This window comes from Streptomyces sp. NPDC047108 (assembly GCF_040643575.1).
Lineage (GTDB): Bacteria > Actinomycetota > Actinomycetes > Streptomycetales > Streptomycetaceae > Streptomyces.
Genome location: NZ_JBEYUP010000011.1, coordinates 134,184 through 160,075 on the forward strand (window position 1 = coordinate 134,184; position 25,892 = coordinate 160,075).

The 25,892-nt window shown below is 71.6% G+C and carries 17 protein-coding genes; 14 read left to right on the forward strand and 3 right to left on the reverse strand.

The window, feature by feature from the left end; translation table 11 throughout:
- Window positions 1-12 precede the first annotated feature (12 nt).
- The 10 genes from ABZ822_RS21965 to ABZ822_RS22010 all read left to right on the forward strand — a co-directional run bounded on the left by ABZ822_RS21965 (window position 13) and on the right by ABZ822_RS22010 (window position 16,042).
- Window positions 13-849 (forward strand): alpha/beta hydrolase, encoded by an 837-nt coding sequence (locus tag ABZ822_RS21965; protein WP_360856614.1) that lies wholly within the window; start codon window positions 13-15, stop codon window positions 847-849.
- A 121-nt stretch (window positions 850-970) separates the two neighbouring features.
- The gene (rfbC, locus tag ABZ822_RS21970; protein WP_360856617.1) at window positions 971-1,612 is read left to right on the forward strand and encodes a dTDP-4-dehydrorhamnose 3,5-epimerase; all 642 of its coding nucleotides are present in this window, start codon (window positions 971-973) and stop codon (window positions 1,610-1,612) included.
- Window positions 1,609-2,571, forward strand: a complete 963-nt coding sequence (gene rfbA / locus ABZ822_RS21975; protein WP_360856620.1) for a glucose-1-phosphate thymidylyltransferase RfbA — start codon at window positions 1,609-1,611, stop codon at window positions 2,569-2,571. Before rfbC ends, rfbA begins: the two co-directional genes overlap by 4 nt.
- A gap of 10 nt (window positions 2,572-2,581) precedes the next feature.
- The gene (locus ABZ822_RS21980) at window positions 2,582-3,760 is read left to right on the forward strand and encodes a glycosyltransferase (RefSeq protein WP_360856623.1); all 1,179 of its coding nucleotides are present in this window, start codon (window positions 2,582-2,584) and stop codon (window positions 3,758-3,760) included.
- Window positions 3,761-3,850: 90 nt separating this feature from the next.
- Window positions 3,851-4,960 (forward strand): FAD-dependent monooxygenase, encoded by a 1,110-nt coding sequence (locus ABZ822_RS21985; RefSeq protein WP_360856626.1) that lies wholly within the window; start codon window positions 3,851-3,853, stop codon window positions 4,958-4,960.
- 35 nt (window positions 4,961-4,995) lie between these two features.
- A complete protein-coding gene (locus ABZ822_RS21990) occupies window positions 4,996-7,326 on the forward strand; it encodes an excinuclease ABC subunit UvrA (protein WP_360856629.1) in 2,331 nt (776 codons plus the stop codon).
- Window positions 7,327-7,568: 242 nt separating this feature from the next.
- The gene (locus ABZ822_RS21995; protein WP_360856632.1) at window positions 7,569-9,398 is read left to right on the forward strand and encodes a non-ribosomal peptide synthetase; all 1,830 of its coding nucleotides are present in this window, start codon (window positions 7,569-7,571) and stop codon (window positions 9,396-9,398) included.
- Window positions 9,391-14,019 (forward strand): amino acid adenylation domain-containing protein, encoded by a 4,629-nt coding sequence (locus tag ABZ822_RS22000; protein ID WP_360856635.1) that lies wholly within the window; start codon window positions 9,391-9,393, stop codon window positions 14,017-14,019. The genes ABZ822_RS21995 and ABZ822_RS22000 overlap by 8 nt, the downstream gene beginning before the upstream one ends.
- 70 nt (window positions 14,020-14,089) lie before the next feature.
- Complete coding sequence (locus ABZ822_RS22005; RefSeq protein WP_360856638.1) at window positions 14,090-15,487, forward strand: NAD(P)/FAD-dependent oxidoreductase; 1,398 nt, start codon at window positions 14,090-14,092, stop codon at window positions 15,485-15,487.
- A gap of 42 nt (window positions 15,488-15,529) precedes the next feature.
- Window positions 15,530-16,042 (forward strand): pyridoxamine 5'-phosphate oxidase family protein, encoded by a 513-nt coding sequence (locus ABZ822_RS22010; RefSeq protein WP_360856641.1) that lies wholly within the window; start codon window positions 15,530-15,532, stop codon window positions 16,040-16,042.
- Here the strand turns inward: ABZ822_RS22010 and ABZ822_RS22015 are convergent.
- Window positions 15,996-16,898: a response regulator transcription factor gene (locus ABZ822_RS22015; protein ID WP_360856644.1), complete on the reverse strand. Its 903-nt coding sequence runs from the start codon at window positions 16,896-16,898 to the stop codon at window positions 15,996-15,998. The genes ABZ822_RS22010 and ABZ822_RS22015 overlap by 47 nt on opposite strands.
- Window positions 16,899-17,133: 235 nt before the next feature.
- On the opposite strand from ABZ822_RS22015, the gene rfbB reads away from it, so the two are divergent.
- The 4 genes from rfbB to ABZ822_RS22035 all read left to right on the forward strand — a co-directional run bounded on the left by rfbB (window position 17,134) and on the right by ABZ822_RS22035 (window position 22,871).
- Window positions 17,134-18,129, forward strand: coding sequence for a dTDP-glucose 4,6-dehydratase (gene rfbB, locus ABZ822_RS22020; RefSeq protein ID WP_360856647.1), 996 nt, complete (start codon window positions 17,134-17,136; stop codon window positions 18,127-18,129).
- A gap of 77 nt (window positions 18,130-18,206) precedes the next feature.
- Entirely contained in the window at window positions 18,207-19,820 is a 1,614-nt protein-coding gene (locus tag ABZ822_RS22025; RefSeq protein ID WP_360856650.1) for an MFS transporter, read from the forward strand.
- A gap of 100 nt (window positions 19,821-19,920) precedes the next feature.
- On the forward strand, window positions 19,921-21,009 hold the full coding sequence (locus ABZ822_RS22030; protein ID WP_360856652.1) for a methyltransferase domain-containing protein: 1,089 nt from the start codon (window positions 19,921-19,923) through the stop codon (window positions 21,007-21,009).
- Between the two features lie 62 nt (window positions 21,010-21,071).
- A complete protein-coding gene (locus ABZ822_RS22035) occupies window positions 21,072-22,871 on the forward strand; it encodes a gamma-glutamyltransferase (protein WP_360856655.1) in 1,800 nt (599 codons plus the stop codon).
- A 112-nt stretch (window positions 22,872-22,983) separates the two neighbouring features.
- On the opposite strand, the gene ABZ822_RS22040 is transcribed toward ABZ822_RS22035, so the two are convergent.
- Complete coding sequence (locus tag ABZ822_RS22040) at window positions 22,984-24,468, reverse strand: FAD-binding protein (RefSeq protein ID WP_360856658.1); 1,485 nt, start codon at window positions 24,466-24,468, stop codon at window positions 22,984-22,986.
- 379 nt (window positions 24,469-24,847) lie between these two features.
- Window positions 24,848-25,681: an FTR1 family protein gene (locus tag ABZ822_RS22045; protein WP_360856661.1), complete on the reverse strand. Its 834-nt coding sequence runs from the start codon at window positions 25,679-25,681 to the stop codon at window positions 24,848-24,850.
- Between the last annotated feature and the right edge of the window lie 211 nt (window positions 25,682-25,892).

Below are 25,892 nucleotides of genomic sequence, written 5' to 3' on the forward strand. Positions count from 1 at the left end.
CACGCAGACGCCGTGCGTCCTGAACGCGCCGCGCTGGAGCGGGAGTTGTCGCCGAGCAGCCGTGCCCGCGACGTAACGGGCACCCTCGCCGAGTACCGGGAGCGGAGTCTTGCCGCCCTGCACACCCTGGACCACCGGGCCGACGTCCCGTACGGCCCGGACCCCTCCGAACGTCTGCACCACTTCCCGCCGCGCCGAGCGGGAGCGCCCCTGCTCGTGTTCGTGCACGGCGGGCACTGGCAGGAATCCAGCAAGGAGGACGCCTGCTTCGCCGCCCCCGCCCTGCTGGCCGCCGGAGCCGGCTACGTCGCCCTCGGCTACGGACTGGCACCACGGCGGCGGCTGCCGGAGATGAGCGCGTCCGTGCGGCGGGGCCTGGCCTGGGTCCGCGCCCACGCCACCGCTCTGGGCGGCCGCGGTGACGCGGTGTACGCGGCGGGGAGTTCGGCCGGGGCCCACCTGGTGGCCATGGCCACCGGCGGACAGGACGGCGTACCGCTGGCCGGGATCTGCCTGCTGAGCGGTCTGTACGACCTTCGGCCGGTGGTGGGCAGCTATGTCAACGACGCGCTGCGGCTCGATCCGGAGACGGCCCGGGAGCAGAGCCCCCTGTACCGGACGCCGCCCCGCGCGGGCCAGTTGCTCCTGGCGCGGGGCGGCCACGAGACCGGCGAGTACGCCCGGCAGCAGGACCGGTTCGCCGCCGCGCTCCGGTCGGCCGGACGGCCGGTGACCGAGCTGGTGGACGAGGACCGCGACCACTTCGAGCTGCCGCTGGACCTCGGCGACCCCCGCACGCCGCTGGGCAGGGAGGTCCTGCACCGGCTGCGGCCGGACGCCGTGCCGTGAGGACGCCACCTGTTGAGCGCGGAGTACGACAGCTGCTGAGCCCGACAGCGGCCGCACACCGGGCCATTACCACCGACGGCCGGGCGCGCCCGGCCGCGAACACGACGTGAGGAGGTGACCGATGGAGGCACGGGAACTCGCCGTCGAGGGCGCCCTGGAGATCACCCCGCCGGTCTTCCCCGACCGGCGCGGACTGTTCTGCCCGGTGTACCAGGAAGCGGACTTCGCCGACCTGCTCGGCGGCCTCCCGGCCACCGCGAACTCCCAGCCGTTCCGGGTGGTGCGCAGCGGGATGAGCGTCAACCGGGCCGGAGTCGTGCGCGGTGTGCACTACGCCCGGCCGGGAGCAGGAACCGCGAAGGTGGTCCTCTGCGCCGCGGGCGAGGCGCTGGACCTGGTCGTGGACGTACGGGCCGGGTCGCCGACCTTCGGGCGCTGGGACTCGGTCCGGCTCGACCCGGCCCGGCCCCGCGCCGTGTACTGCCCGCCGGGCGTGGGCCACGCCTTCGTGTCCCTCACGGAGGGCACGGTCCTGGTCTACCTGCTCTCCACCCCGTACCGGCCGGAGGACGAACGGGCCGTCTCGGTGCTCGATCCCGCGCTGCGTCTGCCGTTGCCACGGGACGCCGACCCCGTCCTGTCCGACCAGGACCGCGCGGCTCCGCCGCTCGCCGAGGCGCTCGACCGCGGTCTGCTGCCCGGCCACCACTCGTACACCGGACCGCCCGCCGGGCCGCCCACCGAAGGAGGACGCAAGGCGTGAAGGGCATCATCATGGCCGGCGGGTCCGGCAGCCGGCTCAAGCCGCTGACCGGCGTTCTCTCCAAGCAGTTGCTCCCCGTCTACAACAAGCCCATGATCTACTACCCGCTCTCGGTCCTCATGCTGGCCGGGATACGGGACATCCTTCTCATCTCCTCGCCCCACCACCTGCACCTGTTCCGCGCACTCCTGGGCGACGGCAGCCGGCTGGGGCTGCGCCTGGACTACGCCGAGCAGGAGCACCCGGGCGGTATCGCGGAGGCGTTCCTCATCGGGGCCGACCACATCGGCGACGACGCGGTCACCCTCGTCCTCGGCGACAACCTCTTCCACGGTCCGGGCTTCTCCGCGATGCTGCGGGACCGGGCCGGGCGGCTCGACGGCTGCACCATCTTCGGCTACCCGGTGCGGGATCCGCAGCGCTACGGCGTCGCCGAGGTGGACGATGCCGGACGGCTGGTGAGCATCGAGGAGAAGCCGCGGCGACCGCGTTCCGACCTCGCCGTCACCGGGCTCTACATGTACGACAACGACGTGGTCGGTATCGCCCGGGGCCTCACCCCCTCCGCGCGCGGCGAGTTGGAGATCACCGACATCAACCAGGTCTACATGGACCGCGGCAGAGCCGAACTCCTGCGGCTGGGGCGGGGCTTCGTCTGGCTGGACACCGGCACGCACGACGCGCTGCTGGAGGCCGGCCAGTACGTCCAGATCCTGGAGCAGCGGCAGAGCGTACGCATCGCCTGCGTCGAGGAGATCGCGTACCGCATGGGCTTCATCGGGACCGGTCAACTGCTGCGGCTGGGCCGGGAACACGCGGACACCGACTACGGCACCTACCTGGTCGATCTCGCCGAACGGGCGACGGACGGCAGACGGGTCCCGGACGTCCCCCCGCCGGACCTCGTCGCCGACCCCACAGGACTGCCGTCCCTGGCCGCCCCCGCGCCGGGGAGTTAAGGAGCCGACCGTGCGTTACCTGTTCACGTCGATGCCCGTCTCCTCCCATCTGATGCCGCTCGTCCCGACGGCCCACGCCGCGCTCGCCGCGGGCCATGAGGTGCTGGTGGCGACCTGCGGCCCCGCGGAGCGAACGGCCGTGGCGGCCGGGCTCGTCACCGCCGAGGCGGGCGCGTCCCGGAAGGCCAGGCAGCCGTACGACGATCTGCTGCGGATGCTGGAGCGTGCCGAGGCCGGGTCCGCACCGGACGACGCCACGTCGCTGGCCGTGCACGGCCGCGCGTTCGGTGAGGTGGGCGCGCGGATGCTGGACGACCTGGTGGACATCGCGGACGCCTGGCGGGCCGACGTCGTGGTGTACCCCGGCATCCACTCCGCCGCGCTGGTCGCGGCCCGTGCCGTCGGCGTCCCGGCCGTGCTGCACGGGTACGGGACACCCCTGCCGACCTTCGGCCCGGCTCTCGACCACCTGGCGCCGCACGCCGCGAAGCTCGGGGTCGAGAAGGTGACGGAAGCGGAGTTCGAGATCGACGTCCTGCCGCCCTCACTGGCCAACTTCACCGAGGTTCCGACGGAGATCGGCCGGCCCCTGCACCGGCTGCCCATGCGGTACGGCTGCTTCAACAACGGCGGCACACTGCCGTTCTGGGCCATGCGACGCGGCGACGCACCCCGCGTCGTCGCCACCTGCGGATCCGTGGCGACCATGACCCTCGAGGGTGCCCTCTACCGCGACATCGTCCTGGCCACCGAGGAGTTGGGCGCCGAGCTGGTGCTGCTCACCGCGGACGCCGACCTGCCGCTGCTGCCCGCGGCGCTGCCGCCGCACGTGCGGCCCGAGCGGTGGCTGCCGCTGCGGGCCCTGCTCGACGGCTGTGACGCGATCGTGCACCACGGCGGCTCCGGGACGGTGCTCAGCTCGTTCTCCGCCGGGGTACCGCAGATCTCGCTGCCGATGCCCGGCACGGTCAACGTCAGCAACGCCCGGACCGTTGACGCCCGGGGCGCCGGCCGCACCCTGGACATCGGCGCCGTCTCGCCGGAAGCGGTAGCCGCCGCGCTGGCCGAGATGCTGCGCGACCCCGCGCCGCGGCAGGCGGCGACGGAGGTCGCCGCCGAGATGGCGGCCATGCCCTCGCCCGCAGCGGTCGTCGACCGCATCACCGAACTGCTGCGCGCGGGGCGGTAGTCGGACCCCGGACCGGGGCACCGTGCCACGGGCGCGAGTGAGACCTGACGCACGACCGGAACCCGAGCCCGAACGACCGAGGAGATGCAGGTGAGGATCGCTGTCACCGGCGGCGGCCCGGCGGGGCTGGCGTTCGCCGCGTTCGCCCGGCTCGCCGGCCCGCCCGACGAGGTCACCGTGTGGGAACGCCGACGCGCCGAGGACACGTACGGATTCGGCGTCATCCTGCCGCCCGCCGCTCTGGACACGCTCCGCCGCGCCGACCCCCGGGCGGCCGACGCGCTGGCACCGCACCTGGCGGAGTTCGACGCGATCACCGTGCACCGCCACGGCCGGTCCCTCACCACCCCGGCGCCCCACCTGGGCGCCGTCAGCCGCCGGACGCTGCTGCGGATCCTGCGGCAGCGGTGTGCCGAGCTGGGCGTCCGACTGCACCAGGGCGACCCTGCCCCCGGCACCGCGGCGCTCACCGCCCGCTTCGACCTGGTGGTGGCCGCCGACGGCGCCCGCTCGGCCACCCGAGCCGCCCTGGCCGGGGAGTTCGGCACCACGACGGAGCGGATCGCGCCCGATTACATCTGGCTCGGCGCCGAACGCGCCTTCGGCGGGCTCTCCTTCGTCGTCGCCGACAGCCCGCGCGGCCCGGCGGTCGCGCACGCCTACCCGTACGGGCCGGACCGCAGCACCGTCCTGGTGGAGGCGGCACACCGTCCGGACACCCGCGAGCTGGACCGCCTCTTCGCGGAACCGCTCGCGGGGGCGCGCTTGCTGAAGAACCGGTCGCGATGGAGCCGTTTCCTCCAGGTGCGCAACCGCACCTGGTCCAGCGGGAACGTGGTGCTGCTCGGCGACGCCGCGCACACTGCCCACTACTCGATCGGGTCCGGCACGCGGCTGGCCCTCGACGACGCCCACGCGCTCGTCACCGCGCTGCGCTCCGAGCCGTCGCTCGGCGCGGCGCTGGCGGCGTACGAGGCGGCGCGCCGGCCGGCCGTGGAGCACACCCAGCGGATCGGGCTGGCGAGTGCGGCCTGGTTCGCCGGGCTCGCCGACTCGGGTGACGGGGGTGGCGCGAGCGGGATGCCACCGGAGCGCTTTCTCGTGGACCTGCTCACCCGCGGTGGCCGGATCTCGATGCGCGACCTGGCCGCTGACGCCACCGGAGCGGTTCCGGCGGGCACAGTGGTGAGCAGCCGGTAACTGGACGACGGCACGTGAGGGAGAAGAAACCGCCCATGGGCGAGGACAGGCAACACATCGTGGTGACGGGTGCCAGGGCCAACAACCTCAAAGGGGTGACCCTGCGGATCCCCCTCGGCGCACTGACCGTCGTGACCGGGGTCTCCGGCTCCGGCAAGTCGTCCATCGTGTTCGGCACCATCGCGGTCGAATCGCAACGCCAGCTCAACGAGGTCTTCCCTGCGTTCATCCGCAACAGACTGCCCCGGTACGAGCGCCCCGAGTTCGACCTCATCGAGAACCTGAGCCCCGCGATCGTCGTGGACCAGAAGCCCGTGGGCGGCGGCACCCGCTCGACGGTGGGCACCATGACCGAGGTCAACCCGGTGCTGCGGGTGCTGTTCTCCCGGTACGGCGAGCCGAGCGCGGGCCCGTCCAACCTCTACTCCTTCAACGACCCCCACGGCATGTGCCCCGAGTGCGACGGGCTCGGCAGCACGCTCCAGCTCGACCTCGCCAAGCTGCTGGACCACGACAAGTCCCTCAACGAGGGCGCGATCCGGCACCCCTCGTTCGCCGTCGGCACCAACTACTGGAAGCGCTACGCCCAGATCAGCCGCTACGAGAAGGGCCGGGCGCGCGACACGGACCTGGAACCGGTCTTCGACCCGGACAAGCCCCTGGCTCGCTACTCGCGGGAGGAGATGGACCTCCTGCTGTACGGGGAGGGCTTCCAGACGATCCGCCCCGACGACTTGGGCAACGTGGCGATCAACGACTACGAAGGCGTCATCCCGCGCCTCACCCGGCGTTTCATCAAGCCGGGCCTGGAAGCCCTCAAGGACAAGGAACGCAAGGACACCGAGCAGGTCGTCACCGAGTTCACCTGCCCTGAGTGCGGCGGCGCACGGCTGGCGCGGGCGGCCCTGGAGTCGCGGATCGACGGCCGCAACATCGCCGACTACTGCGCCATGGAGATCGGCGACCTGATCGCCGAACTGGAACGGGTCGAGGACCGCTGGCCCGGCCCGGTCGTCCCTGCGGCGCTCGCCGCGCTGCGGCGCATCGAGTCGGTGGGTCTCGGCTACCTCACCCTGGACCGGCCCACCCGCACCCTGTCCGGCGGTGAGGGGCAGCGGCTGAAGACCGTACGCCACCTGGGCTCGGCGCTGACCGGGATGACGTACATCTTCGACGAGCCGAGCGTGGGGCTGCACGCGCACGACGTGGACCGGCTCAACACGCTCCTGCTCGACCTGCGGGACAAGGGCAACACCGTCCTCATCGTCGAGCACAACCGCGACGTCATCGCCATCGCCGACCACGTGATCGACGTGGGCCCGGCGGCCGGCGCCGACGGCGGCACCGTCGTGTTCGCGGGCTCGGTGGCGAAGCTGGCCGACAGCGGTACGGTCACCGGCCGCCACTTCCGGGCGCAGCCCGGACTGAAGCCGCAGGCCCGCACACCCACCGGAACGCTCCCGGTGCGCGGCGCCGCGCTGCACAACCTGCGGAAGGTCGACGTCGACTTCCCCACGGGGGTGCTGACGGTGGTCACCGGCGTGGCCGGGTCGGGCAAGTCCACGCTGGTCTCGCGGGTGTTCACCGCCGAGCACCGGCAGGCGATCGTGCTGGACCAGTCGGCGGTCGGGATCAACCCCCGCTCCACCCCGGCCACGTACACCGGCATCTGGGACACCGTTCGGAAACTCTTCGCCAAGGCCCACGGTCTGGACGCGAGCCTGTTCAGCTTCAACGCCAAGGGCGCCTGCCCCGAGTGCAAGGGGCGCGGCACCATCACGACCGACCTGGCCTTCATGGATCCGGTCACCACGGTCTGCGAGGTCTGCGAGGGCCGCCGGTACCGCCACGACGTCCTCGAACACCGGCTGAACGACCGCAACATCGCCGAGGTACTGGATCTGACCGTGGAGGAGTCGCGGGACTTCTTCTCCGACCCCGCCATCGTGCGGCGCCTGGAACCCCTGCGGGAGGTGGGTCTCGGCTATCTGACCCTGGGCCGGCCGCTGTCCATGCTCTCCGGCGGTGAGCGGCAGCGCATCAAGCTCGCCGACCGGCTCCACGAGAGCGGCAGCGTCTACGTCTTCGACGAGCCGACCACCGGCCTGCACATGGCGGACGTCGGCAATCTGCTGGCGCTGCTGGACCGCCTCGTCGACGCGGGCAACACCGTCATCGCCATCGAACACGACCTGGACGTCGCCAAGTACGCCGACTGGATCATCGACATCGGTCCGGGCGCCGGCGAGCACGGCGGGCGGGTCGTGTTCACCGGCACCCCCGCCGAGATGGCCGACGGCGCCGACACCACGACCGCGCGCTACCTGCGGTCGTCCCTGCCCGGAGAGGCGCGGCCCGGCGGCTGACCCCCGGCACGCGAACACCCGAGGACGGCCCGGCGCACGCGGTGTGCGCCGGGCCGCCGTGCGTCCACGCGACGCGCCTTCGTCTCCCCTGTGCCCCCGCCCCTGCCCGCCGTTCCCTCTACTCCCGCCACCCCTGCCCCTCCTTCCCGCCGCCCCGGCCTCTTCCCTCCCGCCGCCCCTCCCGAGTCCCTTCACCGTCGCGGCCACCGCCGCCGCGGCCCGTCGTCGCTGCTGGAGTCACCGTGCATGCCATCGAAGAGATCAAGGACGTACCGGCTCTCCCCACCGCCTTCGAGGCCGCCGCCGCGGCCGCCCCCGACCGGACCGCCCTGGAGTACGGTCCGGCCTCGCTCACCTACCGCGAGCTGAACGCGTCGGCGGACCGGCTCGCGCGCCGTCTGCGGCAGGAAGGGGTGGAGGCGGGCAGCCGGGTGGGGCTCCACATGTCCCGCTCCCTCGAGCTGTACATCGTCATCCTGGCCGTGCTGAAGGCCGGAGGCGTGGTCGTCCCACTCAACCCCGCGCACCCCGTCGCCGTACGGCGCGCGATCGCCCGTGAGGCGGCGCTGCCGCTGACACTGCGGGACATGCCGGCGGGCCTCGGATCGGTGACCGTCGAGCGCGACGTCCACGAACTCATCGCCGCCGGCACCTCCTTGCGGGACGGCGACGACACGGCGGAAGAGGCTCCCGGGCCCGGCCTGGGGACGGTGGATCCGGAGAGCACCGCGTTCATCCTGTTCACCTCCGGCTCCACCGGACGGCCCAAGGGAGTGCGCATCCCCCACCGGGCCGTCGCCCGCCTGGCCGAGCACAACGGGGAGGCGGAGGTCCGCGCCGACGACTGCTTCCTCCAGCTCGCCCCGTACTCCTTCGCCGCCTCGACCACCGAGATCTGGCTGAGCCTCCTGAACGGCGCCCGCGTGGTCGTCTCGCCCCCGCAACTGCCCTCGCTCCCCGACCTGGCGCGGACCATCACCGAGCGCGATGTCACCTTCCTCAACCTGCCGTGCGGGCTGTTCAACCTCCTGGTCGACGGCCACCCCGAGGCGCTGCGCGGGGTCCGAACGGTCATCGTCAGCGGCGACTTCCCCTCTCCGCCACACATCTCCCGTGCGTTGCGCGCCGTCGGCGGCACGGTCTTCAACGCGTACGGCTGCACCGAGAATTCGGCCCTGACGGCGGTCCACGCGCTGACGGAGGACGACGTGCGCCACCAGGTGTTCCCCGTGGGGCGGCCGCTGCCGGGGGTGGGGCTGCACGTGCTGCGCGACGACCTCACCCCCTGCCCGCCCGGCGAAGTGGGCGAGATGTGCATCAGCGGCGCCGGTCTGGCCCACGGCTACCTGGACCAGCCGGAGCTGACGGCCGCGAAGTTCCCCGAACATGAGGGGACGCGGCTGCTGCGCACCGGCGACATGGCGCGTACGACGCCGGACGGCGAGGTCGTCCTGGCGGGCCGCGCCGACCAGATGGTCAAGATCCGCGGCTTCCGGGTGGAGCTCCGCGAGGTCGAACTCGCCGCGGAGCAGACCGGGTTGGTCGAGCGCGCGGTGGTCCGCGCCGTGGAGGCAGCGGACCACCTGAGGGAGCTGGTGCTGTTCTGCACCACGGCGAAGGGCGAACCCCCCGGCACCGAGGCGCTGTTGTCCGAACTGCGCGGACGGCTGCCCGACTACATGCTGCCCGCCCGCGTCCACCACCTGGCCGAACTGCCGCTGAACCACAACGGGAAGCTGGACCGCATGGCCCTCCAGGAGCCCCGCGCGGTCCTGGTGGAACCCGGTTCCGAGCGGGCCCGGACGGGCGGCGAGGCCGAGGATCCCCTCGCGTCGGTCGTCGTCGGACTGCTCGCCGGCGTCACCGGGCGGGAGCGGATCGGCACGGGTGACTCCTTCGTCCTGTCCGGAGCCAACTCGCTGCAACTCATCCAGCTCGCCGCGAACCTCCAGGAGGTCATGGGCGTCGACGTGCGGGCCGAGGACATCTTCCAGCACGACAACGCCACGGCCCTGGCCGACCACATCCGCTCGGTCCGCGAGGGCGGCACGGAGGTGGCCGCACATGACTGACCCCCTGCTCACCGTCGTCCTCGACCGGTGGCGGCACACCGCGGGCCGGCCCGGGGCGACGGCCGACGACCTCTTCACCGCCGCGGACGGCGAGGTCTACGCCGCGGATCTGCGCGCCCTGCTGGGCCTGGAGATCGGCACGGAGGACATCGCCGCGTCCGGCACCCCGCGGGCCCTGGCCGACCGGCTGCGCGCCCGGCGGCAGGGCGGCTCCCGACGGCAGGTCCCCGGCCCCTCCGTCACCGGGACGTCCACCTGGGCCGGCGCCGGAGGGCCGGCCGGGGAAGCCGCCTGGGAGGCCACCGCCGGCCAGGCCGGCATCTGGTACGCCTGCGAGTTCGGCGACCCGACGGCGTACAACTCCCCCGTCCTGCTGCGCTTTTCCGCACGGCTCGACCCGGAGGCGCTGCGCGAGGCCCTGCGGCACGTCGTACGACGGCACGAGAGCCTGCGGACCACGTTCGCCATGGAGGACGACGGCCGCCTGATGCAGCGGGTCTCGGCCGAGCCCAGCTTCGCCTTCGCGAGCGCCGCCGCGACCGGTGAGGAGGACGTACGCCGACGGGCCGCCGACTTCGCCGGAACCCGCCTCGACCTGCGCACCGGTCCCCTGCTGCACGTGCTGTGCCTGGACGACGGAGCGGCCCGCACGGCGCTCCTGGTGAACGTCCACCACGCGGTGTTCGACGGCTTCTCCTGGTCCGTACTGCTGACGGAATGGCTGACGGCATATCAACATCTGATCGTTGACGGGGAGTTGCCGCACACTCCGGCTCCTCCGCAGTTCCGGAGCGCCATGGCGTCCCGGGACGGGGCGCGGGGCCGCACCTCCGCACAGGAGGCACTGGCCCACTGGAAGAAGCACCTCGCCGACCCGCCGCCCCAGCTCGACCTGCCCCTGGATCACCCGCGCGGTCAGGCGGCCGGAGCGGCCCGGAGCGTACGCACGGTGCTGCCGCCGCGCGAAGCCGGCCGACTGCGGGAGTGTGCGGCGGCCGAAGGCGTGACCCCGCTGATGGTCCTGCTCACCGCCTATGCGGTGCTGCTGCACCGGCACACCGGCCAGGAGGACCTGACGGTGGGTCTGCCGGTCTCGCTGCGCGACCGCGCGGCCGACCAGGAGGCGATCGGCCACCTGGTCAACACGGTGGTGCTGCGGCATCGCGTATCGCCGCGGGAGACCGTACGGGAGCTGCTGGCGCGGACCCGCGCGGAGGTCCTCACCGCGATGCGCCACAAGGACGCCGCCTTCGAGGACGTCGTCAAGGCCCTCGGTCCAGGGCGGGACGGCGGGCGGTCCCCGCTCTTCCGGACGATGGTGACCCTGATGCCGAAGGAGCGCCGCGTCCTGAGCCACCTCGGCCTCGGGGTGGAGGAGTGGCGGCACGTCAGCGGCGCCCCCAAGTACGACCTCGCACTGATCGTCGAGGAGGGCGAGGAGGAGGTGGGCCTGACCTTCGAGTACGACCCGGCCCTCTTCCGCGCCGGGACGGTCGAACGCGTCGTCCGTCGGTTCCGCGTCCTGCTCGCCGACCTGCTCGCACGGCCCGGCGTCACGGCGGGCGAGCTGCGCTGGGTGCCCGACGAGGAACGGGCGGAACTGGACGCCGTCTGGCACGGGCCCAAGGACGGCCGACCTCAACTCGATTCCGTGACCGCCCTGTTCGAGGAGCGGGCTCGCAAGGCACCCGACGTCGCCGCGGTCGAGGCCGTGGACGGCGCCGTCCTGACGTACCGGCAGCTCGACGCGGAGGCCAACCGGCTGGCCCGGGCTCTGCGCGAGCGGGGCGCCCGATCCGGCGTACGGGTCGCGATCCTGCTGGAGCGCGGCCCCGACGCGATCGTCGCCCTGCTGGCGGTGCTCAAGACGGGTGCCTCGTTCGTCCCGCTGGACCCGGCCTACCCGCAGGACCGCATCGCCCTGATGCTGGAGGACTCCCGCCCCGGACTGCTGCTCGTACGCGGCCGCCCGGGGGCGCAACCCCCGGAAGACACGGCCGTGTTCGACCTCGACGCCGAGAGCGGTGGCGTACGGGCGCGGGACGACGGTGATCCGACGGTGCGCCGGATGCCCGGGGACGAGATGTACGTCGTCTACACCTCCGGCTCGACGGGACGGCCCAAGGGCGTCGTCATCGACGACGTCACCATCACCAATCTGGTCCACCGGCAGATGGACCTGTCGGAACCGCACACGGACGCCCGCACCCTCCAGTACATGTCGCTCTCCTTCGACGTGTCGTTCATGGAGATCTTCGGGACCCTCTGCACCGGCGGCACCCTGGTCCTCACCGACGAGGACACCCGGGCCGACCTGCACGGGCTGGCCGAGCATCTCCGCGAGCGCCGGGTGGCGCGGCTCTTCCTGCCCTACGTCGCCCTCCAGGAGCTCGCCTCCGTCGTCGTCCTGGGCGGCATCGCGCTGCCCGACCTGGCCGAGGTGTACACGACCGGTGAGCAGCTGGTCGTCACACCCCAGCTGCGGGAGATGTTCGGCCGTCTCACCGGAGCGGCCCTGATCAACGCGTACGGGCCGTCCGAGGCTCATCTCTGCACCGCCCACCGGCTGCCCGACGACCCGGCCGAGTGGCCCGAACGGCCGCCCATCGGGCACGCGGTGAGCGAAGTGCGGCTGTACGTCCTGGACGCCGACCGCCGACCGGTGCCGTTCGGGGTGGCGGGCGAGTTGTACGTGGGCGGGCGCGTCCTGTCCCCCGGCTATCTGAACCTGCCGGAGCAGACCCGTTCCCGCTTCCTGCCCGACCCCTATGCCCCTGAGCCGGCCACGCGGTTCTACCGCACCGGCGATCTGGTGACGTGCACGCCCGAAGAGGGCTTCGTGCACCTGGGCCGGGCCGACGAGCAGATCAAGATCCGCGGCCACCGTATCGAGCCCGCCGAGGTGGAGGCCGCGCTCAACGACCTGCCCTCGGTCACCGCCTCGGCCGTGGTGGCCGCCGAGCACGGTCCCGGGGACCGGCGGCTCGTCGCCTTCCTGCGGTCCGACGCGCCCGTCGACGAACCGGAGCTCCGGCGGCTGCTGGGCCGTTCCCTTCCGGCGTACATGGTGCCCGCGCGGTTCGCGCGGGTCGATCACCTGCCCACCTCACCCAGCGGCAAGACCGACCGTGCCGTGCTGGCGGCCCGGGCGGCGCAACTGCCGCCTCCCGAACGGGAGGTGACGGGCGAGCGCCGGCTCACCGCCACCGAGCAGCCCGTCGCGGCCATCTGGACCGAGCTGCTGGGCGGTGCCGCGGTGGGCCCCGGCGACGATTTCTTCGCGCTGGGCGGTCACTCCCTCCTGGCGGTGAGGCTGCGTCAGAGGATGCAGGAGCGGTTCGGAGTCGACCTGCCGCTCAGTGTCCTGCTGTCCGGTCCGACCGTGGCGGGCATGGCCGCACGGGTGGAGCGGGCGCTCGCCGGTGAGACCGCGTCCGACGGCGGTCCCGACCTGTGGGCCGACGTCCGGCTGCCGGACACCGTGGACCCGGCGCGGGCCGCCCGGAGCGCCGATCCGCATCCGGCACGGACGGTCCTGCTCACCGGCGTCACCGGCTTCCTGGGGATCCACCTCCTGCGGTCCCTGCAGGCCGCCGGCTGCGTCGTCCACTGCCTGGTGCGGGCCGGATCGCCCGAGGAGGGCCTGCGCCGGATCGCCGAGAACGCCCGCCGCTACCGGGTCGAGGACGGACTGGACCTCTCCCGGGTACGGGTCGTCGCCGGCGACCTGGCGCAGGAGCGGTTCGGCCTCGCCCCCGCGGAGTACCGGGACCTGGCCGGGCGGATCGGATGCGTCTACCACGCGGCGGCGCACATCAACTTCGCCGCGCCGTACGTCTCGGTCCGGCCGGCCAACGTGGACGGGTTCGTCCGGGTCGCCGAGTTCTGCACCGACACGGTGCTCAAGCCGCTCCACCACATGTCCACGCTCGCCGTGTTCTCACCCGAGGGCCCTGCCGCGGAGATCGACGAGGACAGCGTCCCCGGGACCCCGGACGGGCTCGGCATCGGCTACGCGCAGAGCAAGTGGGTCGCCGAGCAACTGGCTCTGAAGGCCCGGGAACGGGGTGTGCCCGTCACCGTCCACCGCATCGGGCGGATCGGCCCGGACACCGCGACCGGCGCGTGCCGGACGGACGACTTCTTCTGGCTGCAGATCAAGAGTTTCCTGCAACTGGGCCTGGCCCCGAGGGAGCCGGGACCGCCCGTGGACCTCCTGCCGGCGGACGTCGTGGCCGACGCGGTCGTGCTGCTCTCCCGCTCGCCCGCCGCGCACAACCGGAACGTGCACGTCTTCCATCCCGTCGGCATGGAGTGGAAAACGGTCTTCGCCGCCCTGACCTCCCTGGGCGCCCCGCCGCGGCTCGTGTCCACCGGCGAGTGGCTCGCCGCCCTGGAGTCCGGCCCCGCCGACACGGACGACCGCTCCCTGGCGAGCCTCGTCCCGCTGTTCCGCGAGGGCGTCATGGAGTTGGGCGACCTCCGCTACGGCAACGACAGCACGGTACGGCTGCTGAAGGACCTGGGGCTCGAACTGCCCGCCGCCGACCCGTCCTGGATCACCTCGATGGTCCGCTACTTCACCGAGACCGGCCAGGTCACCACACCGAGCGTGCCGTGAGCGCCGCCGCGCGGCACGAGCAACCGAGGACACCAGGCCGTCGAAGGCCACCGTGAGGGAAGGACCCGTCGTGTCAGAAGCCAGGCGCCGCGTCAGGGCGGTCATCGTGGGAGCCGGCCCGGTGGGCTGCCTCCTCGCCATCGAATTGCGCCGACGGGACTTCGAAGTGGAGGTGCACGAGAAGCAGGCCGCCGACGACGTGGCCACCGTCGGTACCGGCCGTTCGTTCAACCTGACCCTCACCCACCGCGGGACGAGCGCCCTGGACCCCGCACTGCGCGACCGTGTCCACGGGGTGGGGGCGGTGCTCCGGCAGCGCATCGTGCACCACCGGGACGGCACGCTCACGCGTCAGCCCTACGGGGTCAGCCATGACCACCATCTGCTGTCCGTACCGCGCGCCTCCCTGCAGAACATCCTTCTGGAGGAGGCGCTGGCCGCGGGTGCGTCCGTGCACTTCGGCCACGCCTGCGTCGCCGCGGACGCACACCTCGCCGAGGCCGTGTTCGTCACCGCCGACGGCGGCGTGTGCCGGGCGACCGGGGACATCCTCATCGGCTGCGACGGCGCGAACAGCACGCTGCGCCACGAACTGTCCAAGTCCGGCGCCCGGATGCGGATCCAGCAGGAGTACATCCCGCACGGCCACGTCGAGTTGAGCATGGTGCCGGAGGCCGCCCGGGTCCTCAGCCCGGACGGGATGCACCTCTGGCCGCGCGGGGACCACTTCCTCCAGGCCCAGCCGAACCGGGACGGCACGGCCACCACCACCCTGTTCATGCCGGTGGACAGCCGCGACGGTGCCCTGCGGTTCCGGTACTTCGCGAGCCGCGAGACCGTACGCAAACACGTCGACCGCGACTACCCCGACATCGCACTGGCCCTGCCGCGGGTGACCGAGGAGGTCTGGGACACGCGTCCCGCCCTGCTCAAGGTCGTGCGCTGCGCTCCCTACCACTACGACCGCGCCGTGCTCGTCGGCGACTCGGCGCACACGATCGTCCCGTTCTACGGCCAGGGCATCAACTGCAGTTTCGAGGACGCGGAGGTGCTGTGCACTTCCCTCGACCGCCACCTGACCTCGGATGCCGACCGCCACGGGGCCATACGCGCCGCGGTGGCGGAGTTCAGTGAGCTGCGGGTGGCCCCCGGGCAGGCCATAGCGGACCTGTCCCTGACGAATCTGGAGGAGCTGAGCGCCCACATCGACGACGAGCTGTTCCACCTGCGCAAACGGCTGGAGCGCAGGCTGCACCAGCGCTACCCGCAGGAGTTCACCCAGCTCTACCAACTCGTCGCCTTCACTCGCACCCCCTACGACGAGATCGCCCGGCGCAGCGCGTGGGACCGGCACGTCCTGGACCTGCTGTGCGAGCGATACGACCCGCGGACCCAGGCCGACGAGATCATCGAGTCCTACCCGGAGTTCGCCCGGAGCCTGGAAGCGGACGGCTTGCCCGTGCGGTGATGTCGCCCGGTTCCGCCGCGCCCCCCAACCTGGAGACTTCTCATGGCGATGAGCCCGTACGACGTGGAACTCGACCCCCGCTACAGCAGCGCGGGGGCACGCCCTGCCTCCTGGACCGAGACCCGGTGCACGCTGGCGGAGGCCGAGCTGTACTGGATCTCCACCATGCGCCCCGGTCCCGCGCCGCACATGACGCCCGTGGCGGGGGCGTGGCACGACGGGGCCCTGTGGTTCTGCTCGCTGCCGCAGGAGCGCAAGGTGCGCAACCTGGTGTCCAATCCCCGGTGCGCCCTGATGACCGGGACCAACCGGCTCTCCAGCGGCGTGGACATCGTTCTGGAGGGCCGGGCGGTCCGGGTCACGGAGGAGAAGAGTCTCGAGGAGGCTGCCGAGGTGTTCCGCGGCAAGTACGGTCCGATGTGGGACTACGTCGTCGACGGTGACACGCTCAGCGGCTCCGTCGGACGGGCGTGGGCCTTCTCCGTCGCCCCTCGGACGGTGTTCGCCTTCACCAAGGGGTGTGTTTCCCAGACCCGTTGGCGCTTCGCATCCTGAGTGGCCGTGGCCGTAGCGCCACGGCGTCCTTCGCCGGTTCCAGGCCCGGGCGGGTGGTGGTCGTACCGGGGGCGGTCTCCGGTTCCGAGACGGGAACCCCGAAGCGGAAGCCGACCCCGCGGATCGTGGTGATCCACTCACTGTTGCCCAGCTTGCCGCGCAAGCTGCTGACGTGGGTGTCGATGGTCCTGCTCGCCTGGGCACTGATCCGGTTGTCCGCCGGATAGTCCCACACGTCGCACATCAGCTCGTGTCGCTGGAAGATGCGTTCCGGCTCCGCGGCCAGCCGGTGCAGCAGGTCGAACTCCTTGCGGGTCAGGGTCAGGCGGTGCCCGCCCAGACGTGCCTCCCGGCGGGGGAAGTCGATGACGAGCGGCCCGAACTCCAGGCGGTCGCTGTCCTCCTGTCCGGACGGCTCCGCTCTGCGCGAGGTACCGGTCCGGCGGAGGACGGCCTTGATCCGGGCCACCAACTCACGTGCCCGGTAGGGGATGTCGACGCAGTCGTCGCATCCCGCCTCCAGCAGGAGCACCCGGTCCACCTCGGCCTCGGACGCGGTGAAACCGATGATGGGGACGTCGCTCTCCTGCCGGATCACCTCGCAGACCGAGACACCGTCGAGATCCGGAAGATCGGTGTCCAGGAGGATGAGATCGCAGTCGTGGTACGACTCCAGGACGGCCTGGCCGCTGGAGGCGACCGAGGCGTCGTAGCCGTGCCGCCGGATGTCCTGTTTCAGCTCGTTCGCCGACCGGCAATCGGAAACGATCAGGATGCGTAATTGAGGGCGGCCGTGATCATTCCGCCCGGACGGTGCGACGAGGTTCGGTCCCGCATTGGCTGTGACTCTGCGCAAGTTCCCGTCCTCGACCGACAAAACAAGTCCCCCTGTCCGTGAAGTCCTGTTGCCGTACGGATGCATTGGATCTGTGCTCGCAAGGGCATTCCCAGCCCGGGTCCACCACGCGCCGGAGAATTCCGGCGCGTTCAGGTTCGTAGTGTACGTACACGGCACGGTCGGATGCGGCAGCGGAGTGACCGGATTCCGCCTACCACGCCGGGCAACTCGCCCAGGGAATAAGGAGCTTGCCGTGCCCACCCGCATCCTCGTGACCGGAGGCGCCGGCTTCATCGGGTCGCGCTACGTCAGGACCCTGCTCGCTCCGGAGAGCGAGCTTCAGGTCACGGTGCTGGACCGCCTCACCTACGCGGGCAATCCCGCCAACCTGGCCTCGGTGCGGGGCCGTCCGGGGTTCCGCTTCGTCACCGGGGACATCTGCGATCCGCAGGTCGTCGACCGTGTCGTGGCGGAGGCGGACGAGATCGTGCACTTCGCAGCGGAGACGCATGTGGACCGGTCGATCACCGGCGCCCAGGAGTTCGTCCGCACCAATGTCCTGGGGACCCAGGTCCTGCTGGAGGCGGCGGTCCGGCACGGTGTCCGGCGCTTCGTCCATGTCTCGACCGACGAGGTGTACGGCTCCATCGCGGACGGTTCCTGGCCGGAGGACCATCCCCTGCTCCCCAGTTCGCCGTACTCCGCGTCCAAGGCGTCCAGTGACCTGCTCGCCTTCAGTTACCACACGACGTACGGGCTGGACGTGTGCGTCACCCGCTGCTGCAACAATTTCGGTCCCCGCCAATTTCCGGAAAAAGTGATTCCGCTCTTTGTCACCCGGCTGCTGAACGGGCGAAAGGTCCCGCTGTTCGGCAGCGGTGACAACACCCGGGAGTGGATTCATGTCGACGACCACGTCGCCGCACTGGAGCGGGTGCGCACGGCCGGGCGGGCCGGGGAGGCGTACAACATCGGCAGCGGGGTCGAACTCACCAACCGGCAGCTCACCGCCCTCCTCCTCGAGGACTGCGGCGCGGACTGGAGCAGCGTCGAACGCGTCTCCGACCGTCCCGGACACGACCGTCGCTACTCCGTCGACACGGCCAAGATCCGCCGGGAGCTGGGCTGGGCACCGCGCCGCGACTTCCGCACCGCACTGGCCGAGACCGTCGACTGGTACCGCAGACACGACAGTTGGTGGTCCTCGGAGGCGAACCGTGGTCTCCTCCCCCGCCCTCCGGCCGCCTGATCCCGAGCCCGCCCCGGGACCCCCTCCACCCGGCCCCGGCCGGGCCACCACCATCACCTCACCCGCAAGGAGCGTTCATGACGTCCGCCCGATCGGACCACTCCGCCACGCCCGGCCAGAGCCCGCCCCGCGCGGGCCTGAAGGAGTGGCTCGGACTGGCCGTCCTCGCCCTCCCCGCCATGCTGATCGTGATGGACATGACGGTGCTGCACCTGGCCGTCCCGCACCTCAGCTCCGATCTCGCGCCCACCGGATCCCAACTGCTCTGGATCACCGACATCTACGGGTTCATGGTGGCGGGTTTCCTCATCACCATGGGCAACCTCGGGGACCGGATCGGCAGACGCCGGCTGCTGCTGGCCGGTGCCTGCGCCTTCGCGGCTGCCTCCGTCGTGGCGGCCTACGCCACAGGTCCGGAGGCGCTGATCGCGGCCCGCGCCCTGCTGGGCCTGGCCGGGGCGACCCTGATGCCGTCCACCCTGTCGCTGCTGCGCGTCATGTTCCTCGACGAACGGCAGCGGACCATCGCGATCTCGGCGTGGATGATGTGCTTCACGGTGGGTGCCTCGATCGGGCCGCTGGTCGGCGGGGTGACGCTCGAACACTTCTGGTGGGGCTCGGTGTTCCTCATCGGAGTCCCCGTGATGGTGCTGCTGCTGGTGCTCGGACCCGTCCTGCTGCCCGAGTACCGGGCGCCGTCGGCCGGACGGCTGGACCTCACCAGCTCCCTGCTCTCCCTGGCGGCCGTCCTCCCGGCGGTCTACGGCATCAAACAGATCACCCGCGACGGTCCGGGCGTGCTCCCCGTGCTGGCCCTCGGAGTCGGCGCCGTCGCGGGCGTGGTCTTCCTCCGCAGGCAGCGCCGCCTGGAGGATCCGTTCATCGATCTGCGTCTGTTCGGCGAACCCCGGTTCCGGGTCTCCCTGGGCGCCCTGGCCACCCTGTCGTTCGTCATGTTCGGCATCAACCTCTTCATCGTGCAGTCGCTCCAGCTGGTGCACGGGCTGTCCCCCCTGGAGGCCGGTCTGTGGATCCTGCCGGGCAGCCTCGGCGGGGTGATCGGCACGGTGGCGGCGATCACGGCACTGCGGTGGGTGCGACCGGCCTACGTCATGGCCGCCGTCCTCGCGGTCGCCGCGCTCGGCGCACTCCTCGTCTCCCAGGCCGGACGCACCGACTTCGCGCTGCTGGTGACGGGACTGGCGGTCATGGCCTCGGGCATCTCCCCCGCGCTGAACCTGGGCACGGACATGGTCGTCAGCTCCGCTCCCGCGGACCGCGCGGGTGCGGCGTCCGCCGTCTCCGAGACCAGCAACGAGTTCGGAGGCGCACTCGGACTGGCCGTCCTCGGCAGCATCGGCACCGCCGTGTACCGCACGCAGGTCGAGGAGAACACCCCGTCCGGGACTCCGGCCGACGCCGCGGGACCAGCCGCGGACACCCTGGCCAAGGCCCTCTCCGCGGCCGAAGGGCTGCCCCGGGAACTGGGTGACCGGCTCGTGGACCTCAGCCGCGACGCCTTCTCGGACGGACTGACCGTCATCGCCCTGGTCTCCTCGTTCCTGGTCGCCCTCTCCGCCGTGCTCGTGGCCACCACGCTGCGCCACCTCCGCCCGGGCACCGACCAGGACCAGGCTCACGACGGCGAGACCACCGCCGAGGGCCGGACCACCGACACCCTCGCCTCCTGAACGGAGGGCCCTCTCCCCCTTCCGGCCGTCCGGCGACGGCAGGAAGGGGGCGCGTGTCCCGGGTCCGGGCCACGGGCCCGTATCCGACGTTCTCCAACCGATGAAGGGGCAGACGGACATGGACATCCTGCGCAGCGCTTCCGGGTCGCGCAGCAGCGACCTCCTGGAACTCCGCGACGACGAACTGACCACCACCTGGCAGGACTTCCGGCTCTCCTCGATGCCGGACCTGCTCGGTGCCCTCCATCTCTGCCACGCCGTCCACGCGCTGGCGACGTCCGGTCTGCTGGACCGTCTGCGCGAAGGGCGCCACAGCGCGGAGGACGGCCTTCTCGACGGCACCAACCACCGCATCGCGTCGAACGTGCTGCGCTATCTGGCCCTGAAGGGCGTGCTCGAGGAGTGGCAGGGCACCTACCGCCTGACGCGCCGCGGCACCCTGCTGACCTCCGACATCGCCCTGGCGCGGCTGGGGTTCTACCTGGAGGCGTACGGTCCCGTCGTCCAGCGGGCCGGCGACCTGATGACGGGCGAGGCCACCTACGGCACGGATGTGCACCGCAGCAACGGTCCGCTCAGCCGCCACTGCGGCACCATCTTCGCGCGGTACTACACACCGATCGTGCTCGAGGCCATGCGGGACCGGGGCGCCAAGCGGATCCTGGACCTCGGCTGCGGGGGCGGCCAACTCCTCGTCGACGCCTGCCTCGACGACCCGGAGATCACCGGCGTCGGCCTGGACATCGCGCCCGCCGCCGTGGATGTGGCCCGCGAACTCGCGAGCCGCCACGGTCTGGAGGATCGGCTGGAATTCGTCGTTGCCGACGCCTTCGATCCCACGACGTGGCCCGAGGTCTGCTCCGGCGCCGAAGTGATCACCGGCATCGGGGTCCTGCACGAGCACTTCCGGGACGGCACCAAAGCGGTCGTGGACATCCTCAACGCCTACGCGGACGCCCTCACCGGCGAGAGCATGCTGCTGATCGGCGAACCGGAACCGTTCTACGACGACCGCGAGAGCGATTCGGAATTCTTCCTGATGCACGTCCTCACCGACCAGGGATTCCCGGTGCACCGCACGGCGTGGTTCGAACTCTTCGAAGAGACGCGCCTGACCTGCCGCCGCACGCTCACCTGGGCCACGGCCGGCCCGCGCATGTGCTTCTACGACCTCGTCGCACAGAGCTGACCGACGCGTACGGCGTACCTCACCCGCACAGAGTCGTCACCCATACAGAAAGGTGTGAAGCAGTGAATTGGGGAAGGCCGCAATTGAGTGGGACCTTCGGAGCCGTCTCCTCGACCCACTGGCTGCCCTCAGCGGCCGCCATGTCGGTCCTGGAGAAGGGCGGCAACGCTTTCGACGCGGCCGCGGCCGCCGGCTTCGTCCTGCAGGTGGTGGAACCGCACTTCAACGGCCTCGGCGGCGACGTTCCGATCGTCTCGTACCGGGCGGCGACGGGCCGGGTCCAGGTCGTGTGCGGTCAGGGACCGACACCCCGGGCCGCCACCATCGGGGCCGTCAAGCAGCTGGGACTGCACCAGATTCCGGGGTCGGGCCTCCTCCCGGCCGTGGTGCCCGGGGCGTTCGGAGCCTGGATGCGGATGCTGGCCGAACACGGGACGCTCCCCCTCACCAAGATCCTCGACCACGCCATCGGCTACGCGGAGAACGGGTTCCCGCTGCTGCCCGGCGCGGCGGACGCCATCGAGGTGATGGCGCCGCTGTTCGAGACGGAGTGGCCCGAATCCGCGCGCGTCTATCTGCCGAACGGCCGCCCGCCGGCCGCCGGATCGCGGTTCCGCAACCCGGTGCTGGCCGAGACGTACAAGCAACTCCTACGCGAGGCCACCGCGGTCCCCGGCGGACGCGAGGCTCAGATCGCCGCGGCCGAGAAGGCCTTCTACCAGGGCTTCGTGGCCGACGCCATCGACTCGTTCGTGTCCACCACGGAGGTGCTGGACGCCACCGGCCACCGGAACAAGGGCCTCCTGACGGGCCAGGACCTGGCGGACTGGCAGGCACCCGTGGAGGAGTCGGCGCATCTCTCGTACGGGGACTGGACGGTCCACAAGCCCGGGCCCTGGTCGCAGAGCCCGGTCTTCCTTCAGCAGCTCGCGCTCCTGGGCGGCTTCGACCTCCGGTCCATGGGCCTGGGGAGCGCTGACTACATCCACACCGTGGCCGAGTGCGCCAAGCTGGCCTTCGCCGACCGCGAGGCCTGGTACGGGGATCCGGACCACGGCGACGTACCGCTGGAGACCCTGCTGAGCCCCGCCTACACCGCGGAGCGGCGCACGCTGATCGAGGCGAAGGCCGCGGCCACACTGCGCCCCGGCTCTCCCGGTGGGCGCCACCCGCACGTGCCGGAGCATGTGGCCGACTCCGTACCGCCGGCGCGGGAGCACTGGATGAACCAGATCCGCAACGGCCTGCCCACCGTCGTACGGGCCGCTGAAGCCCGCACCGACACGTGCACCGTCGTGGTCGCCGACCGGTTCGGCAACATGGTGGCGGCCGTTCCGAGCGGCGGCTGGCTCAAGAGCTCCCCCGTCATCCCGGGCGCCGGATTCTCCCTCGGGACGAGGGCCCAGACCATGACGCTCGAAGAAGGCCACCCCAACTCCTTCGGACCACGGCGCCGTCCCCGCTCCACCCTCAGCCCCAGCCTCGTCCTGAAGGACGGAAAGCCGGTTCTGGCCTTCGGCACGCCCGGCGGTGACCGCCAGGACCAGTGGACGCTGGGATTCTTCCTCGCGGTGGCCGAGTTCGGTCTCGACCTCCAGGCCGCGACCGAGACCCTCGCCTTCCACACCGACCACTTCGCCGCCTCGTTCACCCCGCACGAGTCACGCCCGAAGGCGCTGGTCGTGGAGCGGAACTGCGATCCGGAGGTCGTCGAGGACCTGCGCACCCGCGGGCACGAGGTCGAGCTGGTGCCCGAGTTCTCGCTGGGGAAGGTCTGTGCCGTGGGTGCGGATCCCGAACGGGAACTGCTGTTGGCCGCGGCGAGCCCGCGCGGCCGGCAGACGTACGCCATGGCCCGCTGACCCGCACAGGCCGAGAGACCCGGACCGGTGGTCCGGGTCTCTCGGTGTACCGGAAGTTCTTTCGCGGCGCCTCCCGCCCGCCGGCCCGTTCAGGCCGGCGGGCGGGAGCAGGTCAGCCGTCCCCGAAGATGCCGGGGCCCGGGGTGAGCACGTTGCCCGGGTCGTAGCGGCGCTTCGCCGCACGGAAGGCCGGCCACATCTCCCCGTAGTGCTGTCGCCAGTCCCGCGCCGTGTACCGCACCGAGCCGATCGGATAGAGAACACCACCATGGCGCTCACGCGTCCGCGCGATCAGCCGGTCGTTGCGCCGGAGCATCTCCTCGACGAACCCGGGGCCGGGGTCCGTGGTGCTGGAGACGGTGTTGATGTCGAGGACGAACGCCCAGGCCGACCCGTCCGGTTCGGGCAGCCGCGGATACGGATTGCGGGCGTGCGCGCGCCGCTGCGGATAGATCAGTCCGGCCCCGTAGGGCCCGATGTCGCGCGGAGTCAGCGTCGCCATGATGTCGACGAGGTAGTCCTCGATCGCGGAACCGGGAACCCAGACGTCGAACCACGGCTTCACGAGACGGTCCCAGTTCACCGTCTCCCGCAGCTCGTCGATGGTGGCGTCGATCGAGAACACATAGTCCAGATATCCGGTGTCCTGGATTTCCGGCCGGGCGGACAGATCGCCGACGACCGACGCGTCGTGAGGCTTTCCCGGCGGGTCGTAGAAGACGGTCGCGTGCACCTTGTAGGTGGGGCTCGACCCCGGCGCGACGAATTCGGCGTAGACATGATCGACGCCGGGCCGCTCGATGAGCGTGCGGAGGTCACGCACGAAAGCGGCGGTGTCGTCGTACCCCAGCACATAGGTGCGGGCCCGCTCCTTGGCGGGGACGAGGTCGATGGCCGCCTTGGTGATGACGCCGCACTGGCCGAGCCCGCCGAGCACGGCATGGAACAGGTCGGACTTGTGGTGGCGTGAGCAGCGCTCGATGTCCCCGGCCCCGGTGACGACTTCGAGTTCCCGTACGTGGTCCACCTGCAGCCCGGTGCGCAGGCCACCGACGATGCCGCCGACACCGCCGACGGACAGGGTCCCGCCCACGGTCAGACCGGTGTAGCCGGTGAGGACCGGCGGGGTGAGCCTGGGCGACCGGGCGAACGCGGCCTTGGCCAGGTCCATCCAGTGGATGCCGGCGTCCACTTCGGCGACGCGCGGGCCGAGGGTGTGGATACGGCTGAGGTGCCGGTTCTCGATGACCAGCCCGGCCGAGAGACCCTGGCCGAGGGTGGTGTGGGCCTGTCCGCGGGGCGACACCGGGATGCGGTGTTCCCGGCAGAAGCGGATCATCGTGGCGATGTCGCGCGCGGAGCGGGGGCGCAGAACGGCGCTGGGCTCGTGGTGGGCGATGTTGCCCAGGTCGGTGGCGACGGCCTTCCGGGCCGCCTCGTCGACGACGAGTTCACCGTCCAGTTCGGGCACACCGGCGAACGACGGACGGGTCGCTGCCTCGGCCTCGGTGACCCACCTGGCACCGAGCGGGTCGAACCCCACGACGGCGATGGCGGCCAGCCCGGCTCCGCCGAGGAATGCGCGGCGGCCGATCATGCCGTCTCCCCACGTTTCTCTGTGGCCGGACGACCGGACAAGGCGGCCTGCGCGGGACAGCGACGCACCATGGGGGCACATATTCCGGGCATGGCAAACTCCTTTCAGGGAAATTGCTGCAACCCGTCTCCAATGCTCGAACCTTAGTCAGCGCGCGATTCCCGGTTCCATCACGTGTTTCATAAGTCCTTGTCAGAGCCTCTTCAACCAACGGGAGTTGGACGTGAAGGGAGCTTGAACCGGAATCGGTGGACAAACGGGAATCGCGCGGACACGGGAATCGCGTGAACACCGGAATCGCGTTGGGCGCTGGGGAATCCGGCCGACTCCGGAATCGTCGGCAAGGCCCGCGTCCGGCCGCGTCCGTCCCGGCACCCGGCTACGACGACTGCTGGGCCTCTGCCGGTTCGGCCTTCGACCGGGCGGGGCGCAGGAAGAGGAAGAGGGCGGACGCGCAGTAGAAGATCCAGCAGGCGGCCTGCAGTTCGGTCGGATTGGCGTCGAAGCCGAAGACGCCCCTGAACAGCGTGGCGTTCCAGCTGTCCGGTTCGTGTGTCGTGCCGACCGCCGGGAGGTGGTAGTCCCGTCCCGGGAGGACGCCCGCCTCCTGGAGGTCGTGAACGCCTTCCGCGAGCGCACCGGCCGCGACCACGATCAGCAGGACGGCTGCCCAGGTGAGACATGCGGTGAAGTCCCTCCGCACGGCGCAGCGGTGGAGCAGCCAGGACACGGCGACGGCCGTGATCGTACCGAGGACGAGGCCGGTCAGCGTGCCCGCTTCGCCGTCCGCCCACCGCACCGCCGTCCAGACGACGACCACCGTCTCCCATCCCTCGCGCCCCACGGCGAGGAAGGCGGTCAGCGCCATCCCGGCCACCCCGATGACCAGCGCACGGTCGCGGTCGCCGTGCGGTTCGGCCGGCGACGTGCGAATGACGGGGCGCATCCGGAACACGAGCCAGGTCACCAGCGCCACGGCCAGAAGCGCCACGCTGCCGCCGACCGTCTCCCCGGTCGCGCGGCTCGGAGGCGCGGGCGCGAGCTCCACCGCGATGCCCGCGGCTCCGCCGACGACGACGGCGGTCCCCACCCCCAGCCATACGTGCCCCATCAGCCCGCGGTTCCCGGTCGCCCTCAGGTACGCCGCGAGCGCGCAGACGACGAGACCGGCTTCGAGGCCCTCACGCAGGCCGATCAGGTAGGTGGCGAACACGGCTCTCCCTTGCGTGCCGGCGTACGGGCGTCGGCGTGGCCGGCCGTACGGGCCGAACGGCCTTACGCCCTATCGCTTGCGTAGACGGAGCAACCGCGTCGGCAGTTCAGATGGCGGCGCTTGCTCGAAGGGGCCGGTAACACGCCGAAGGGCGCCCGGCGGACCTGTCGGCCCGTCAGACGCCCTTCGGCGCAAGGCAGTACGCGGAAAC